The organism is Variovorax sp. 05L425, assembly GCF_056397705.1.
On record NZ_JBFTNY010000030.1, the window covers coordinates 52,127 to 69,477 of the forward strand.

13 protein-coding genes and 1 tRNA gene are annotated in these 17,351 nt (G+C 64.8%); 8 read left to right on the plus strand and 6 right to left on the minus strand.

Going from position 1 to position 17,351, the window contains the following annotated elements; all coding sequences use genetic code 11:
- Positions 1-9: 9 nt before the first annotated feature.
- Complete coding sequence (gene bktB, locus AC1DN9_RS26135; protein WP_478104823.1) at positions 10-1,191, minus strand: beta-ketothiolase BktB; 1,182 nt, start codon at positions 1,189-1,191, stop codon at positions 10-12.
- Positions 1,192-1,288: 97 nt separating this feature from the next.
- Here bktB and AC1DN9_RS26140 point away from each other — a divergent pair, with 97 nt between their 5' ends.
- The 3 genes from AC1DN9_RS26140 to AC1DN9_RS26150 all read left to right on the plus strand — a co-directional run bounded on the left by AC1DN9_RS26140 (position 1,289) and on the right by AC1DN9_RS26150 (position 4,911).
- Positions 1,289-1,996: an SDR family NAD(P)-dependent oxidoreductase gene (locus AC1DN9_RS26140; protein WP_478104825.1), complete on the plus strand. Its 708-nt coding sequence runs from the start codon at positions 1,289-1,291 to the stop codon at positions 1,994-1,996.
- A gap of 159 nt (positions 1,997-2,155) precedes the next feature.
- Positions 2,156-3,538, plus strand: a complete 1,383-nt coding sequence (locus AC1DN9_RS26145) for a DUF1254 domain-containing protein (RefSeq protein WP_478104826.1) — start codon at positions 2,156-2,158, stop codon at positions 3,536-3,538.
- 35 nt (positions 3,539-3,573) lie between these two features.
- Positions 3,574-4,911, plus strand: coding sequence for a threonine/serine exporter family protein (locus AC1DN9_RS26150; protein ID WP_478104827.1), 1,338 nt, complete (start codon positions 3,574-3,576; stop codon positions 4,909-4,911).
- 15 nt (positions 4,912-4,926) lie between these two features.
- On the opposite strand, the gene AC1DN9_RS26155 is transcribed toward AC1DN9_RS26150, so the two are convergent.
- Positions 4,927-5,002, minus strand: a tRNA-Ala gene (locus AC1DN9_RS26155).
- 93 nt (positions 5,003-5,095) lie between these two features.
- On the opposite strand from AC1DN9_RS26155, the gene AC1DN9_RS26160 reads away from it, so the two are divergent.
- On the plus strand, positions 5,096-5,962 hold the full coding sequence (locus AC1DN9_RS26160; protein WP_478104829.1) for an alpha/beta hydrolase: 867 nt from the start codon (positions 5,096-5,098) through the stop codon (positions 5,960-5,962).
- Between the two features lie 27 nt (positions 5,963-5,989).
- Here AC1DN9_RS26160 and AC1DN9_RS26165 read toward each other — a convergent pair whose 3' ends face one another.
- Positions 5,990-6,967, minus strand: a complete 978-nt coding sequence (locus AC1DN9_RS26165) for a GMP reductase (RefSeq protein WP_478104830.1) — start codon at positions 6,965-6,967, stop codon at positions 5,990-5,992.
- 211 nt (positions 6,968-7,178) lie between these two features.
- On the opposite strand from AC1DN9_RS26165, the gene AC1DN9_RS26170 reads away from it, so the two are divergent.
- Positions 7,179-9,581, plus strand: a complete 2,403-nt coding sequence (locus AC1DN9_RS26170; protein WP_478104831.1) for a UvrD-helicase domain-containing protein — start codon at positions 7,179-7,181, stop codon at positions 9,579-9,581.
- A gap of 135 nt (positions 9,582-9,716) precedes the next feature.
- Here AC1DN9_RS26170 and AC1DN9_RS26175 read toward each other — a convergent pair whose 3' ends face one another.
- From AC1DN9_RS26175 to AC1DN9_RS26185, 3 genes are read right to left on the minus strand one after another with little or no spacing between them, the layout of a single operon-like run.
- Positions 9,717-10,511, minus strand: coding sequence for a BPSS1780 family membrane protein (locus AC1DN9_RS26175; RefSeq protein ID WP_478104833.1), 795 nt, complete (start codon positions 10,509-10,511; stop codon positions 9,717-9,719).
- A gap of 9 nt (positions 10,512-10,520) precedes the next feature.
- Positions 10,521-11,564: a homoserine kinase gene (locus AC1DN9_RS26180; RefSeq protein ID WP_478104834.1), complete on the minus strand. Its 1,044-nt coding sequence runs from the start codon at positions 11,562-11,564 to the stop codon at positions 10,521-10,523.
- 7 nt (positions 11,565-11,571) lie between these two features.
- Positions 11,572-11,952, minus strand: a complete 381-nt coding sequence (locus AC1DN9_RS26185) for a hypothetical protein (RefSeq protein WP_478104835.1) — start codon at positions 11,950-11,952, stop codon at positions 11,572-11,574.
- A 98-nt stretch (positions 11,953-12,050) separates the two neighbouring features.
- Between AC1DN9_RS26185 and polA the strand changes: the two genes are divergently transcribed.
- The 3 genes from polA to AC1DN9_RS26200 all read left to right on the plus strand — a co-directional run bounded on the left by polA (position 12,051) and on the right by AC1DN9_RS26200 (position 17,196).
- Positions 12,051-14,843, plus strand: a complete 2,793-nt coding sequence (gene polA / locus AC1DN9_RS26190; protein ID WP_478104837.1) for a DNA polymerase I — start codon at positions 12,051-12,053, stop codon at positions 14,841-14,843.
- Positions 14,844-14,976: 133 nt separating this feature from the next.
- Positions 14,977-16,275: a M20/M25/M40 family metallo-hydrolase gene (locus AC1DN9_RS26195; protein WP_478104838.1), complete on the plus strand. Its 1,299-nt coding sequence runs from the start codon at positions 14,977-14,979 to the stop codon at positions 16,273-16,275.
- Positions 16,276-16,293: 18 nt separating this feature from the next.
- Positions 16,294-17,196: a LysR family transcriptional regulator gene (locus AC1DN9_RS26200; protein ID WP_478104840.1), complete on the plus strand. Its 903-nt coding sequence runs from the start codon at positions 16,294-16,296 to the stop codon at positions 17,194-17,196.
- Positions 17,197-17,351 lie beyond the last annotated feature (155 nt).

Consider the following 17,351-nt stretch of genomic DNA (forward strand, 5'->3'; position numbering starts at 1 on the left):
AGCAGTCCGTCACACCCGCTCAAAAATGCACGCGATGCCCTGGCCGCCGCCGATGCACATGGTCACGAGCGCGTAGCGGCCCTGGATGCGTTCGAGCTCGTACAGCGCCTTGACCGTGATCAGCGCACCCGTCGCGCCGATCGGATGGCCCAGCGAGATGCCCGAGCCGTTCGGGTTCACCTTCGCGGGGTCGAGACCGAGGTCCTTCGTCACCGCGCAGGCCTGCGCCGCGAAAGCTTCGTTGGCTTCGACCACGTCCATGTCGGAGGCTTTGAGCCCGGCTTTTTCGAGCGCCTTGCGCGAAGCCGGCACAGGCCCGATGCCCATGTAGGCCGGATCGACGCCGGCAAAAGCGTAGGCCACGACGCGCGCCATCGGCTTGAGGCCGCGTCGTGCGGCTTCTTCCTTTTCCATCAGCACCACAGCAGCGGCTGCGTCATTGAGGCCGGAAGCATTGCCGGGCGTGACGGTGCCATTCTCCTTCAGGAAGGCAGGCTTGAGCTTCGCCATGTCTTCCATCTTCGCGTTGAAGCGAACGTGCTCGTCGGTGTCGAACTGCGTCGCGCCCTTGCGGCTTTCGAGCGGCACCGGAACGATCTGCGACTTGAAGTAGCCGGCCTCGATGGCCTTCTGGGCGCGCTGATGGCTGGTGAGCGCGGTCTGATCCTGCGTCTCGCGGCTGATGTCCCACTTCTTGGCCACGTTCTCGGCCGTGATGCCCATGTGGATGTTCTGGAACGGGTCGTGCAGCGCGCCGATCATCATGTCGACGAGCTTGGTGTCGCCCATGCGAACGCCCCAGCGAGCGGTCAGCGAGGAAAGGGGCGCGCGGCTCATGCTCTCGGCGCCGCCGCCGACGGCCACCTTGGCGTCGCCGAGCTGGATGCTCTGCGCTGCGCTCACGATGGCCTGCAGGCCCGAGCCGCACAGGCGGTTGACCGTGAGCGCGGGCGTTTCCTGTGCGCAGCCGCCTTCGATCGCGGCCACGCGGCCCATGTACATGTCGCGCGGCTCGGTGTTGATGACGTGGCCGAAGACCACGTTTTCCACGTCCTTGCCGTCGACCTTGGCGCGCGCCAGCGCTTCCTTGGTAACCAACGCGGCCAGTTTGGTGGGGGGAACATCCTTCAGGCTTCCGCCAAAAGTACCGATGGCGGTGCGAACGCCGCTGACGACAACCACTTCTTTCATGACGACTCTCCGTGCAAACAAAACCTCGATGATGCCAGCACGCGCGCCACCGGGGTGATGGCGGCGTTACGATCCGTGCCCTTACTAGGAGCCTTCAATGAACGAAGCGAACGCCGCCCGTCACATCGTCGTGACGGGCGCCGCCGGCGCACTGGGTCGCGCCGTAGTGCGGCATTTTCTCGACGCGGGTGCCCGCGTGGCCCTGATCGATCATCGGATGGAGCACCTGAACAGTGCCTTTCCCGGGCTCGACAACTCGCAGCACCTCCTGCTGGAGGCGGATGTCACATCGGTGCCGGCGATGGCCGACGCGGCAACGCGCATCCTCGGCGCCTTCAAGCAGGTCGATGCGCTGGTCCACATCGCGGGCGGCTTCGAGATGGGAGAGGCGGTGCACGCCCTGAGCCGTGCTGCCTGGGACCGCATGATGAACCTGAACGCATGGTCGTTCGTGGCGGTTTCGCAGGCGCTGGCGCCGTCGATGATCGAGCGCAAGACCGGCAGCATCGTTGCCGTCACCGCGAAGACGGCGATGCGCGGCCTGCCGGCCATGGCCGCCTACATTGCATCGAAGAGCGCCCTGCAGCGCCTCGTCGAGGCCTCGGCGGCCGAACTTGCGCCGCATGGCATCAACGTCAACAGCATCGCGCCCAGCGTGCTCGACACACCGGCCAACCGGCAGGCCATGCCGGACGCCAATCCGGCCGGATGGGTGTCGACCAGCGTGGCGGCCCAGACCATCGGTTTCCTGGTTTCTCCCGCGGCGGCCGCACTGCACGGCCAGCATTTGACGCTCGACGCCTGACCGGCTCGGCCCGGTTTCGCGCCGGGTACGTGCACCAAGGGGCAATCAGCGCTTCACCATCGGACAAGTGCGCTTTGCCCGCGACCTGCGCATGCTATCGGGTGGGTGCTTCGGCGCGGCGAATGTTGCCGCGCCGATTGATTCGAGGAGGAGATGACGATGGCGCACGTGATCCCCGGACCCGATACGCAAATGAAGCTCAGCGACGAGTACGTCCGCCTCGTCGCGCGCGACGCCTTCTTCTGGGCGTGGCCGATCGTCAACGTCTACAACCGCCGCAGCACCTTCGGCCAGCTGCCGCACCCGATGCTCCTCGGCGGCGTGTTGCCGGTCGGGCCGGTGAACACGCTGACGATGCTCACCGACTACATCGATCCGGCCGAGCGTGCGGTCGCCTGCCCGAACCAGGACGTGGTGTACGGCAACGGGATCGTTGCGCTCGACGAGTCGCCGGTCGTGCTGCAGGTCCCGGATTTCGGCGACCGCTTCTGGGTGTACCAGGTGGTGGATTCTCGAACCGACAGCTTCGCCGAACTGGGAAAGATGTACGGCACTCGGCCTGGCTTCTATCTGCTGGTCGGGCCGAACTGGGTCGGCACGGTGCCGCATGGCATCAGCAAGGTGTTCGCGTCGCAGACCTGCACGGGCGTCGTGGTTCCGCGCGTGTTTCGCGAAGACACACCGCAGGATCTGGCGGCGGTCCAGTCCGTCATCAACCGGATCGGTCTCTACCCGGTCGCCGAGTTCAACGGAAAAACGAAGATCACCGACTGGCGCAAGGTGCCTGTGGCGAGCAATCCGGCGAGCGGGGGCGACGGCGCGGAAACCCGCTGGGTGCCGCCCGCGGCGTTCCGCGACCTGCTGCCGGGCGCGCTTGCCGACGCCAAGCCGCTGCCCGGGGAGTCGGCCCGCTACGCGCAGGTGCTCGCTGTGGTCGATGCGGCTGCAAGGGAACCGCACGTCCGGGACGTGTTCGACCGGGCGGTGGTCGCAGCGGAAAAGGAACTGGTCGATCCGCTCTTCGAGTTCCGCAACTACGGCCGGCAACTGCCGCACCATTGGTCCACCATCGCCAACGGCGCGGGCTTCGGCACCGACTACTTCACACGCACCGCGGTTGCGAAATCGAACATCTTCGTCAACAGGCAGGGCGAGACGAAATATTTCTACCAGGACCTCGACGCGGAAGGCGAGCGGCTGAGTGCCTCCCGTCGCTACAGGGTCACCTTCCCTCGCGGCGAGACCCCGCCGGTCAAGGGCTTCTGGTCGCTCACGCTCTACAACAAGCACCACTTCTTCGAGTCGAACCGGCTTGCGCGCTATTCGGTCGGCACTAAGAGCAAGGCGCTGCGCTATGACACGGACGGATCGCTGACGATCCGCGTCCAGGCCGACTCGCCGGGCGCCGAGGAGGAGGGCAACTGGCTGCCCGCTCCGGCTGATGGCACGAGCGAGTTCTCCCTCTACATCCGTTCGTACTGGCCTGAAGAACCCGTGTTGAATGGCCATTGGACGCCGCCAGCGGTTGTCAGGGTGCCTTAGCGGCGCATACTGGATGGATTCATGGTCCTTCCCGAATGAGCGCGGATCTCCAGCATTCCAGTTTGCGGATCGACGATGGCGTCGGCGAACGCAGCTTGGCCGAGCGTCGGCATCTGCTGCGCTTTCTGCTTCGACTCGGCCACCTGCTGCTGGCGACCGGCGCGCCCGCGGGGCTTGTGGAGACAACCCTGCGTCGCGTGGCGCGCGTCAACCGGGTCGACCACTTCAACGCGCTCGCGTTGCCGACGGTCGTGTTCGTCAATTTCGCCGAGGAAGACTCCCTGCAGATCGAGTTCACCTCTGAACAGGGGCTCGTGCTTCGATACGACCAGATCGAAGGGGCCTACGAGCTGGCACGCGACGCCGAACGCGAGCCGATCGATCCGTCCGAGGGCTTGAAGCGGATCAACGCCATCCTGTCATTGCCTGCGCGTTTCGGGTTGATGTGGGGCGTTCTGGGGCATGTGCTTGCGACCGTCGGGATCGCCCTCGTGCTGCGGCCGGCATCCGACGTGGTGGGCGCCGCAGCATTTTTCGGGCTGATCGTCGGCGTCCTCAAGGTCCTGGCGCGCGACCGCGGGATCATCACGACACTGATGCCCACTGTTGCCGCTTTCGTCGTGGCGCTGGTGTCATTGCTGGCCGCCCAGCATGGGTTCAGGGCCAGCCCCATCTACGTGCTCGTCGCGTCGTTGGTGACTTTCCTGCCGGGCGGCACGCTCGCCACGGCGACCGTCGAACTCGCCTACGGCGACATCGTCTCGGGCGGCACGCGATTCGTTTCGGGGCTGCTGCAACTCGTGTTCCTCGTCCTCGGCATGCTGGCCGCGACGTCGATCGTCGGGCTACCGCCGGACAAGTTGCTCGAACCTGAGTCCGAGGGCGCGTTGCGCGCATGGGCGCCGTGGGTAGGGGTGCTGCTGTTCGGGGTGGGGCATGTGCTGCACTACTCTGCGCGACTGCGCACATTGCCGTGGTTGCTGGCGCTTCTGTTCGTCGCGCAGATCGGGCAGTTGATCGGCAATGCCGCGTTCGGCGGCTACATGAGCGGCTTCTTCGCGGCGATGCTGATCACCCCGGCGTCGTACATGGTGCAGTACCGACTCGGTGGGCCGCCTTCGATGGTGACGTTCACGCCGGCGATGTGGCTGCTGGTGCCTGGTTCGCTGGGGCTCATCGGGATGGCCGAGCTGGTTGGCACCAACCGGCTGGCGGGCGTCGAGAATTTCGTGGCGACGCTGTTCACGATTGTCTCGATCGGGCTGGGGTCGGTGATTGGTACCGGGGTTTACAACGCACTGTTCGAACCCGTGTTCCAGCGGGCCGGCACCATGACGGATGTGATGCTGCGGTACCTGAGGCTGCGGCGTTGAGCAGCGAATGAAGGTTGGTGGAGAGGATGAGGATCGAACTCACGACCTCCGCATTGCGAACGCGGCGCTCTCCCAGCTGAGCTACCCCCCCAACGCAGCGCAAATTCTAACCAGAAGCGGCCGCCCGTTGCACGGCATGACCATGCCAAGATGCGCTCCTTTTCAAGAAAAAGGAGACAGAAGAATGGCGCTGTACGACCCCGCCTGGCTGGACAGCATGTACAACAACCGGGCCCGTGTGCCGGAGCACCCCGTGCATCTGGCGCGATGGGCCTCGAAGTCCGCCAACGCGCGCGCTTCGCTGGATTGCAGGCTGGATCTGCCTTATGGCGACGGGCCGAGTGAGACGCTCGACGTGTTTCCTGCAACGGTTCCGAATGCGCCGGTGCTGGTGTACATCCACGGCGGTTATTGGCGTTCGCTGGACAAGAGCGACTCTTCCATGGTTTCCCCCGCATTCGTCGACCGTGGCGTCTGCGTTGTTGTGCCCAACTACGCGCTGTGCCCCGGAACGGCCGAGCAGTCGGTCTGCGTCGCCGATATTGCGCTGCAAATGGTTCGCGCGCTCGAATGGACCTGGCGCCATATCGCGGCGCATGCCGGCGACCCTTCACGCATCACGGTTTCCGGCCATTCGGCGGGCGGACACCTGGCGGCGATGCTGCTGGGATGCGACTGGAAGGCGGTCGCGCCGGACTTGCCTGCGCAACTGGTGCGCAACGCATTTTCGATTTCCGGCGTCCATGACCTTCGGCCGCTTCGGCACGCTCCCTTCATCGCGGATGCGCTGCGCCTCGCCGAGGCCGAAGCGCTGCGCCTCAGCCCCGCGTTCTGGCCGGCGCCGAAGCGCGGCAAGCTCTATACGGTTGTCGGCAGCGGGGAGAGCGAGGAATTCATCCGCCAGAACGCCCTGATTCGCGACGCGTGGGGATCCGCCGCGGTGCCGGTCAGCGAAGTGCTGCCGGGCCTCGACCACTTCGGCGTCGTGGACGCTCTGGCCGATCCCACGCACCGCCTGCACGCGCTGGCGATGCAGTTGCTTGACGCTTGAGCGCAGCCGTCGGGCAGCGGCGCGGGCCTACATCAGCAGGTGCTCGCCCGCGTTGTCGCCGCCGAGAGTGACGTAGTTGACCTTGCGGATGTCCATGAGCTTGCGGCCGCCCGCGTAGCTGATGGAGCTCTGGATGTCCTGCTCCATCTCGATCAGCGTCTCGGCCAGCTTGCCCTTGATCGGCTCGAGGATGCGCTTGCCTTCGACGTGCTTGTACTCGCCCTTGTTGAAGTCGCTGGCCGATCCGTAATATTCCTTGAAGAGCACGCCGTCGACTTCCACCGTCTTGCCCGGCGATTCCTCATGACCCGCGAAGAGCGAGCCGATCATCACCATCGAGGCACCGAAGCGGATGCTCTTGGCGATGTCGCCGTGGTCGCGGATGCCGCCGTCGGCAATGATCGGCTTGGTCGCCACACGCGCGCACCACTTGAGCGCCGACAACTGCCAGCCGCCGGTGCCGAAACCGGTCTTGAGCTTGGTGATGCAGACCTTGCCGGGGCCGATACCCACCTTGGTCGCGTCGGCGCCCCAGTTTTCCAGATCGATGATTGCTTCCGGCGTGCCGACGTTGCCAGCGATCACGAAGGACTTCGGCAGCTTCTTCTTGAGGTACGCGATCATGTTCTTCACGCTGTCGGCGTGGCCGTGCGCGATGTCGATCGTGATGTACTCGGGCGCCATGCCGGCAGCAACGAGTTGGTCCACCGTGTCGTAATCCGGCTTCTTCACGCCCAGCGAAATCGAGGCGAACACCCCCTGCGCGTGCATGTCCTTGACGAACTTGACGTTGTCGAGGTCGAAGCGGTGCATCACGTAGAAGTAGCCGTTCTTCGCGAGCCAAGTGCAGATGGTCTCGTCGACCACCGTTTTCATGTTGGCGGGCACTGTCGGAATGCGAAAACTGCGGCCGCCGAGGGTGACGCTGGCGTCGCACTCGGAGCGGCTTTCCACCACGCATTTGCGGGGCAGCAGAAGGATGTTGTCGTAGTCGAAGATTTGCATGAGATTCCAAGCTCCTTGAAAGGTCGTCGCCGAAGGATTTCGGCGGCGATGGGGCGCTTGGCTTGGAGCCCGGTTTTGCGGGTGCGCCGTGCGGCGTCACCGAACCCTGCAATGCGCAGGCACAAAAAAACCGGACGTCAAGAAACTTGGGCCCGGTGACTGATTCTACCCGCTCGCCCCACGGCGGGTGGGGCGTTTCTACAATGGGCACATGCTCCCATATGACTTGTTTTCCGGCGCGCCCGACGCCCAGGGCGAAGCGCCCGTTGCGTCCCCCCTGCTCGCCAACCTGAACGCGGAGCAACTTGCAGCCGTGACGCTCCCTGCCGGGAACGCGCTGATCCTCGCCGGCGCCGGTTCGGGCAAGACCCGGGTGCTGACCACACGGATTGCGTGGTTGCTGCAGACCGGCCAGGTGTCGCCCGGCGGCATCCTCGCCGTGACCTTTACCAACAAGGCCGCCAAGGAAATGATGACGCGGCTGACCGCCATGCTGCCCGTCAACGTTCGCGGGATGTGGATCGGCACCTTCCATGGGCTGTGCAATCGCTTCCTGCGTGCGCACTGGAAGCTCGCGGGGCTTCCTTCCACTTTCCAGATTCTCGACACGCAGGACCAGCTTTCCGCCATCAAGCGGCTGATGAAGCAATTCAACGTCGACGACGAGCGTTTTCCGGCCAAGCAGACCCAATGGTTCATCGCCGGCGCCAAGGAAGATGGCCTGCGCCCACGCGACGTCGAGATCCGCAGCGATGACGATCGCAAGAAGGTCGAGCTCTACCAGCTCTACGAGGAGCAATGCCAGCGCGAGGGGGTGGTCGACTTCGGCGAGCTGATGCTTCGCAGCTACGAGTTGCTGCGCGACAACGATCCGGTGCGCGAGCACTACCAGCGGCGGTTCCGGCACATCCTGATCGACGAATTCCAGGACACCAACCGCCTGCAATACGCGTGGATCAAGATGCTCTCCGGCACCATGGTCGACGGCCGTTTCGCGCCTGCCGACAACAGCGTGATCGCGGTCGGCGACGACGACCAGAGCATTTATGCATTCCGCGGTGCGCGCGTGGGCAACATGGCCGATTTCGTGCGCGAATTCAACGTGTCGCACCAGATCAAGCTGGAGCAGAACTACCGCAGCTACAGCAATATCCTCGATTCGGCCAACGAACTCATCAGCCACAACAAGAAGCGCCTCGGCAAGAACCTGCGTACCGACCAGGGCCCGGGCGAACCAGTGCGCGTCTACGAGTCGACCAGCGATTTCGCCGAAGCGCAATGGATGGTCGAGGAGATGCGCCAGCTGGTGCGCGACGGCATCGATCGCAAGGAGATGGCCGTGCTCTACCGCAGCAATGCGCAGAGCCGGGTGATCGAAACGGCGCTTTTCAATGCCGCTGTGCCGTACCGCGTGTATGGCGGCCTGCGCTTCTTCGAGCGAGCCGAAATCAAGCACGCACTGGCCTACCTGCGGCTGCTGGAGAACAAGGACGACGACACGAGCTTCCTGCGCATCGTCAACTTTCCGCCGCGCGGCATCGGCGCGCGCAGCATCGAGCAGTTGCAGGACGCGGCCCGCGCGGCCGGCCGCTCGTTGCACGACGCCGTCAGCGCGGTCGGCGGCAAGGCCGGCGGAAATCTCTCCGCTTTCGTCGCGAAGATCGACGTGCTGCGCGAGCAGACGCAGGGCATGTCGCTGCGCGAGATCATCGAACTGGTGCTGGACCACAGCGGCCTCATCGAGCACTACAAGGCCGACCGCGAAGGCGCCGACCGCATCGAGAATCTGGAAGAACTGGTCAACGCCGCCGAAAGCTTCGTCACGCAGGAAGGCTTCGGCCGCGATGCGGTTGCACTGCCGATCGACGAACTGCGGCAATCGCCGGTCAGTCAAGGCATCGATCCGAACCGCCCCGTCACCGACGAACCGCTCGCGCCCGATGCGGAAACGGGCGAGACGCTGAGCCCGCTCGCGGCGTTCCTGACCCATGCCGCCCTCGAATCCGGCGACAACCAGGCCCAGGCCGGCCAGGACGCAGTGCAACTCATGACCGTGCACGCCGCCAAGGGCCTCGAATTCGATTGCGTTTTCATCACCGGCCTGGAAGAGGGCCTGTTCCCGCACGAGAACTCGATGAGCGACTATGAAAGCCTCGAGGAAGAGCGCCGCCTGATGTACGTGGCCATCACCCGCGCACGCAAGCGCCTGTACCTGAGCCATTCGCAGACCCGCATGCTGCACGGCCAGACCCGTTACAACGTCAAGAGCCGTTTCTTCGACGAACTGCCCGAGAGCGCCCTCAAGTGGCTCACCCCCAAGAACCAGGGCTTCACGCCCTCGGCCTTCGGCTATGGCGGCGGTTACGCAAGCACGCGCGGGAGCGGCGGATCCAACTACGGCAAGGAAACCTTCGCCAGCCCTCCCGTCCCGCCCCAAAAAGCCGCGCCATCCCACGGCCTGCGCTCAGGCATGCAGGTCTTCCACAACAAGTTCGGTGAAGGCACCGTATTGGCGCTGGAAGGCAGCGGCGACGACGCCCGCGCCCAAGTCAACTTCCCCCGCCACGGCGTCAAGTGGCTGGCCCTCTCAGTAGCAAAGCTAACCCCGGTCTGACCAAACGGCCGGCGTAGCCCGGCCGCGTTCGTGAAACACCGCGGAACCGGCTTCGCCGGGCCGCCGGTGTTGCCCCCGGTAGGGGGTGGGCGGCTACACGAAGTGAGCCAACCTGGGGGCGAGCTACTCCTCGAGCTACTCCTGAAAAGAGTCCCGGAATGTGAACCACGTGCTGGTGAAGAACATCGCTGCCATCACCAGCGCGCCGCCGACCATCACCGCGCCGCCGGCCGCCGAGGCGCCCGCGCCGATGCCCATCGCGCCGACAGCCACGAGCAAGGTCGCGACCAGGCTCAACACGATGCCTGCGCCGATGAAGACACCGGTCCAGACCAGTCCGAAGACGGTGAGCGCGCCGAAGTTCTTGAAGCAGGCCACGAAGCTGAAGAACAGGCTCTTGGCCGGTGGCACGCGGTGCCAGTGCACGAGCGCCGGCGCGTGCCAGAAAGCCAGCGACAGCGGCAGGTAAAGACCCATCGCGATCCAGAGCGCCACCTGGAACTCGGTGGTTTCCGCCAATTCGCGCGTGAGCGGGCCGCCGAGCAGGTACACCCGGGCGAACTGCCCGCCATCGGCCAGCGCGGAGATCGCCATGACCGCGAGGAACAAACCGGCGTACATCGCGCCGAGCACGGCCATGGGCCGGACGTCAGAACGGACTGCATTCAACGCCGCCATGAACACGGTGCCCGCAGGCGGCTTTTCAGGCCCGGCGGCCCGCGCGGCCGCCGCCATGAGGCCCAGCGTCATGGTCGGCAGCAGCATCAACGCAATCGCCGCACCAATCAGCGGCAGTTGCGAGGCGATCGACACCAGCGCCATGAAGAAAAAGAACAGCGAAATGAAGGCCAGCGGCTGTCGCGCGAAGGCCTTGAGTCCGCTGCGGACCCACAGCACGCCGGTGCGTGCCGGAACAAGGTTGAGTTTCATCGGGTCGGGTCAGGCGGCCTGCAGATCCGCGCCATGTGAGAACTCGAAGGTCGCATGTGCGCGCTCGCGCAGCACGCGTTCGAAGTGCGTCGGATCATGCGCCTTGAGCATGCTCGCTTCGCGGGGCAGGTGGTAGTCCCACAGCCGCGAAATCCAGAAGCGCAACGCAGCGGCCCTGAGCATGGCCGGCAGCAGGGCGCGCTCGGCGCCGGTCAGGGGACGTACCGTGCCATAGGCGCCGAGCAGTGCACCCGCGTGCTCGGCATCGTGGCGGCCGCTCTGGAGGTCGATGGCCCAATCGTTCAGGCAAACGGCCAGGTCGAAAAGCCAGGTGTCGGTGCCGGCGAAATAAAAGTCGAAGACGCCCGTGAGCCGTGGCGCGTCGGCGCTGGCATGGGTGTCGAACATCGCGTTGTCGCGGAACAGGTCGGCGTGGATTGGTCCCCGCGGCAGCGCGGCGTAGGCGGAAGATTCGGCGATGTGGTTCTGGTAGGCGAGCTCGCTGCGCAACAGTGAGGCCTGCGGAGCCTCCAGATAAGGCAAGACCACGGGCGTCGTGTCATTCCACCACGGCAGGCCGCGCAGGTTGGGCTGGATGCGTGGATAGTCCCGCGCGGCAATGTGCATATGGGCCAGCAAACGGCCGAGTTCAGCGCAATGGGCCGCGGTGGGTGCCAGCACGCTCTTGCCCTGGAGGCGCTGCACCACCGCGGCAGGCTTGCCGGCCACCGTATGCAGCAGTTCGCAGGGCGCGTTGGCGGGTATGGACAGCGCGTGCCCCTGCGGCGGCTCGACCTTCGGATCGGCCACCGGCTCCGGCACCGGGATACCGCGAGCCGCAAGGTGCTTCATTAAACAAAGGTAGTACGGGAGCTGTTCGGGGCCGAGGCGCTCGAACAGCGTCAGCACGTACTGACCCGTCGCGGTGGTCGCAAAGTAGTTGGTGTTCTCGATCCCGCCTTCGATGCCTCGAAGTTCGCTCAGCGGGCCGAGTCCCAGGCGCTGCACCAGCGCGTCGGCTTCGTCGAATCCGACTTCCGTGAAAACTGCCACCGTGCGCTCAGAACTTGAAGACGTTCCACCAGACCCGCGAGCCGGGGTCTGAGTTGCTCGAATCGGGTTGGCCCTGCATGTTGCTGCCCTGTTCGCGGTTGGGCATGACGTTGTACGCCGGCGCGTTGTTCTTGGGCTTGACGGTGATGCTCGTCGTTTGACCGCCGACACGAACCTCATCGACGGTGGCGCCGCTGTCTTCGGTATGGATGTGCTCGATCTTCTGGTTTTGGCGGCCGTTTTCCTTGTCCGCTTCCGTTTTGCCCGCCGGGGCCGGCTGCTGCGCCGGAGGGGGGGTCTGGGCCTGTACGGCGGCAATCGCCGCGACGCTGGCGAACATCAGCGTGGCCAGGCGAATGCGGGAAACGTGAAGCAACGTGGAAGACATGATCAGGATTGTAGGTCCGCGCTCGCTTCAGGGATACAAGTCCGTGGCGTTCCGGCACACCTTCCGGACGGCCGGTCGCGGCACGGCAAAATGCCTTGATGACCGACAAGAAAACGCTGCTGCTCGTCGACGGATCGAGCTATCTCTATCGCGCCTTTCACGCGATGCCCGACCTGCGCGCCGTACCCGGCGACAACAGCAGTCCCGCCACGGGCGCCATCCGGGGAATGATCAACATGATGCAGGCCTTGCGCCGCGAGGTGCGGGCCGACTACGCCGCCTGCGTCTTCGACGCGCCGGGCAAGACGTTCCGCGACGACTGGTACCCCGCCTACAAGGCCAATCGCTCGCCGATGCCGGACGACCTGCGCAGCCAGGTCGAGCCGATCCACCAGGTCGTACGGATGCTCGGCTGGCCGGTCCTTTGCGTGCCCGATATCGAGGCCGACGACGTGATCGGCACGCTCGCCCGGACCGCCGCCGCCCAGGGCATTGAAGTCACGGTGTCCAGCGGCGACAAGGACCTGAGCCAACTCGTGGACGAGCACGTCACCATCATCGACACGATGAACGGCAAGAAGCGCGACGTGGCCGGCGTGACGGCCGAGTTCGGCGTGCCGCCGAATCTGATGATCGACTACCAGACCCTGGTCGGCGACACGGTCGACAATGTCCCCGGCGTCGAGAAGGTCGGTCCGAAGACAGCCGCCAAGTGGCTGCTCGAATACGGTTCGCTCGATGCGCTCATCGCACGCGCCGGCGAGGTCAAGGGCCAGGCCGGCGAGAACCTGCGCAAAGCGCTCGACTGGCTGCCGCAAGGCCGTCGGCTGGTGACCATCCGGACCGATTGCGACCTCGGCGAGCATGTGAGCGGGCTGCCCTCGCTGGACGCCATCGCCATCGGACCGCAACAGACGGATGCTCTGAAGACCTTCTACGAACAGTACGGCTTCAAGTCCCTGGTGAAGACGTTGGAAGCCCACGAGGTGCAGCCCGAACTGATCGAGGAGAACAAGAAGCGCAAGGGACCGGAAGGCGGCACCGGCCTCTTCGACGATCCCAGTTTCCAAGCCGCGGCCAAGGTCTCCAACCTGGCCTACGACACGATCATGACCTGGGAGGCCTTCGACACCTGGCTGGCCAAAATCCAGGCGGCCGAGCTCGTGGCGATCGACACCGAGACCAACTCGCTCGACGAGATGCGCGCCGAAATCGTCGGCCTGAGCTTCAGCGTGACGCCGGGCGAGGCGGCCTACATCCCGGTGGGCCACAACTATCCCGACGCGCCCGTTCAGCTGCCGCGCGATGAAGTCCTGGCAAAGCTCAAGCCCTGGCTCGAAGACGGCACGAAGAAAAAGCTCGGCCAGCACATCAAGTACGACCGCCATGTGTTCGCCAACCACGGTATCGAGGTGCAAGGCTATGCGCACGACACGATGCTGCAGAGCTACGTGCTGGAGGTGCACAAGCCGCACGGCCTCGCCAGTCTGGCGGAGCGGCACCTGGGCCGTACGGGCATCGACTACGAAGACCTCTGCGGCAAGGGCGCACACCAGATCTCGTTCAGCCAGGTGTCGATCGACAAGGCAGCCGAATACTCGTGCGAGGATTCCGACCAGACGCTGGACGTGCATCGCGTCCTCTGGCCGCAACTCGAAGCCAACGAGAAGCTGCGCTTCATCTACGAGCTGGAAATCGCATCCAGCGAGACGCTCTACCGCGTCGAACGCAATGGCGTGCTGATCGACGCGCCCACGCTGGCCGCGCAGAGCAACGAACTCGGCAAGCGCATCATGGCGCTGGAGCAGGAGGCCTACGAACTCGCGGGCCAGCCCTTCAATCTCGGTTCGCCCAAGCAGATCGGCGAGGTGTTCTTCACCAAGCTGGGCCTGCCGGTTGTCAAGAAGACACCGAGCGGCGCACCGAGCACCGACGAAGAGGTACTGGAAAAGCTCGCCGAGGATTTCCCGTTGCCTGCCAAGATCCTGGAGCATCGCGGTTTGTCGAAGCTCAAGGGCACTTACACCGACAAGCTCGGCTTGCTGGCGAGTCCGCGCAGCGGTCGGGTGCACACGCACTATGCGCAGGCCGTTGCGGTGACGGGGCGGCTGTCCAGCAACGATCCCAATCTGCAGAACATCCCGATCCGCACGGTCGAAGGTCGCCGCGTGCGCGAGGCCTTCGTCGCGCCGGCGGGCAGTGTGATTGCGAGCTCCGACTATTCGCAGATCGAACTGCGCATCATGGCCCACATCAGCGGCGACGAATCGCTGCTGCGCGCATTCACCGAAGGCATCGACGTGCACCGGGCGACGGCCGGCGAGGTCTTCGGCGTCGCGGTGGACCAGGTGTCGAGCGAGCAGCGCCGCTACGCGAAGGTGATCAATTTCGGGCTGATCTACGGCATGAGCAGCTTTGGCCTTGCGCGCAACCTGGGCATCGAGACCAAGGCCGCGGCGTCCTACATCGAGCGCTACTTCGCGCGCTATCCCGGCGTGAAGGCGTACATGGACGAGACCAAGGCGCTGGCCAAGCAGAAAGGTTACGTCGAGACCGTGTTCGGCCGCCGTCTCTATCTGCCGGAGATCAACTCGCCCAACGGCCCGCGTCGAGGCGGCGCCGAACGCGCGGCCATCAACGCGCCGATGCAGGGCACCGCTGCCGATCTCATCAAGCTCAGCATGGTGAAAGTGCAGGAGGTGCTCGACGCCGAGAAGCGCGGGACAAAGATGATCATGCAGGTGCACGACGAACTGGTGTTCGAAGTGCCTGAAGTTGAAGTGGAGTGGGTTCGCACCGAAATCCCGCGGATCATGGCAAGCGTTGCGGAACTCAAGGTGCCGCTGCTTGCGGAGATCGGCTTTGGGCCCAATTGGGATAAAGCACACTAGCCTAGATACGCTCGCCCCCAGGTTGGCTCACTTCGTGTAGCCGCCCACCCCCTACCGGGGGCAACACCAGCGGCCCGGCGAAGCCGGTTCCGCGGTGTTTCTGGAATGTCCCTCTCTTGGAGAACTGAGAACAATGAATGTTGCTACTGCTTTTGGGCGTCGGGCCTTTGTCCTTACGGCGCTGAGTTTTGCTTGTGCTTGCGCTTTTGCTGCGCCTGATGAGCGTCTCGCTTCGCTTGCCGCGAAGGAGAAGCCGGCGTTGCTGGAGACATTGAAGCAGCTGGTTTCTCTGGAATCGGGGAGCCGTGATCTGGAAGGGCTGGACAAGATTGCGAATCTGATTGTCGAGAAGTTCAGGGCGCTTGGCGGCGAGGTCGAACTGATCGATCCGTCGGCCGATGCCTACTGCATGGAGGACACGCCCGAGAAGATCGGCAAGGTGGTGCGTGCGACGTTCAAGGGGACGGGCACGAAGAAGATCATGCTGATCGCGCACATGGACACGGTCTACCAGATCGGCATGTCGAATCAGCAGCCGTTTCGCATCGATGGCGACAAGGCCTATGGGCTCGGGATTGCGGACGACAAGCAGGGCGTCGCGGTCATCGCTCACACGGTGGCGCTGCTGAAAGCGTTGAACTTCAAGGACTACGGCACATTGACGGTCCTGATCAACGGCGACGAGGAGATCAGTTCGCCGGGCGCGCGTTCACTCATTACGAGGCTGGGCGGTGAGCATGACGTGGTGATGTCGTTCGAGGGGTCTTCGGTTCGCGAAGACAAGCTGTCGCTCGCGACCGCGGGCATTGCGTCTGTCACGCTCAACGTCACGGGCAAGGCTTCGCACGCGGGTTCGGCACCCGAGGCGGGCGTGAATGCGCTGTACGAGCTTTCGAATCAGATCCTGCAGATGCGTGACCTGTCCGATCCGGCGACCGGCCTGAAGATGAACTGGACCATCTCGCGCGCCGGCACCAATCGCAACGTGATTCCAGCCACTGCGACGGCGGGCGCAGATGTGCGGGTGCTGAAGGTGAGCGACTACGACCGCATCGAGCAGCAGGTGCGGGAGCGCGCGAAGAATCAGCTGATTCCACAGGCCAAGGTCGAGGTCAAGTTCGAGCGCCGTCGTCCGCCGCTGGAGGCCACGGATGCATCGCGCGCGCTGGCAGCGCATGCGCAGCAGATCTACAAGGAGCTTGGCCTGCCGCTGGGCGCGGACGACAAGGTCGCCGGCGGCGGCACCGACGCCGCCTTTGCCGCACTGAAGACCAAGGCGGCGGTGGTGGAGCGCTTCGGCCTCCAGGGCTTCGGCGCGCATTCGATGGATGCCGAATATGTACTGATCGATTCGATCGAACCGCGGCTCTATCTGGCGACGCAGATGATCATGGACGTGTCGCGCGGCAAGGTCGGGCCTGCTTCCAACTGAGGCGCAGCTTCTCTCGCGATGCGCCTACGTCACATCGAGGTTTTCAACGCGATCATGCTCACCGGGAGCGTGAGCGCGGCAGCGCGACTCATCAACATCACGCAGCCGGCAGTGAGCCGGACCTTGCAGCATGCGGAGATCCAACTGGGGTTTGCGCTTTTCCAGCGCGCCAAGGGACGACTGACGCCGACGACGGAGGCGTTGACGCTGTATCCGCACATCGAGCGGCTTTTCGCGCAGCTCGACGAGGTGCAGCGGCTGGCGGCGAACCTGCGCACGGCCAGTGATGCGGGGGAGTTGCGCATCCTCACGGTGCTGGCATTGAGCTATGAAGTGCTGCCGCGCGCGCTCAAGCGTTTCCGGGAGAAGCATCCGGGCGTGGCTGTGACGGTGGAGTCACTGCACTCGCCGCAGATCATGTCGGCGCTGCTTCTACAGGAGGCAGACGTGGGCTTTGCGTTCAGTCCGGCGGTGCATCCTTCGTTGACGCAAGAAGCGCTGGCGGACAGCCGCATGGTGTGCATCGCGCCGAAGGGGATGCTGTCACGCGCGCTTCTGCGCAATGGGTCGGTGGCCTTGCACGATCTGGTCAATCTGCCGGTGGTGGGGCTCGACAGTCGCGATCCGGTCGGCACTAGCCTGAGCCAGGCTTGCCGTCAGGCGGGGGTTGGCTTTCAGCAGGCGGTGGTCACGGTGCAGACCTATCACGCGGCGCTTGCGATGGCGCATCACGGGCTCGGGGTTGCGCTGGTTGATGGATGCACGGCCTGTTCAGCGGATCGGGAGAAGGTGGATGTGTTGACGCTGGAGCCTCACATTCCGGTGCCGATTCGGGCGCTGCGGTTTGCGGGGCGGCCGGATTCTGTGGCCGTGCGAAGCATTACCCGGTTTATGCAGGAAGCTATTGAGGGGATGAGGTAGTGGGTTTTTGGGGCGGCGGAGGCGGGCGGTGTGCGCTGGGCCGGCCGACGTCACCGGCCGCTTCGCGGCTGCCCTGCGCTGCTCACGGTACGCGGGGTCCGCGCGAAACTCGCTTCGCTCAAACACGCGCAGCCCTGATCCGCGTACCGCTGCGC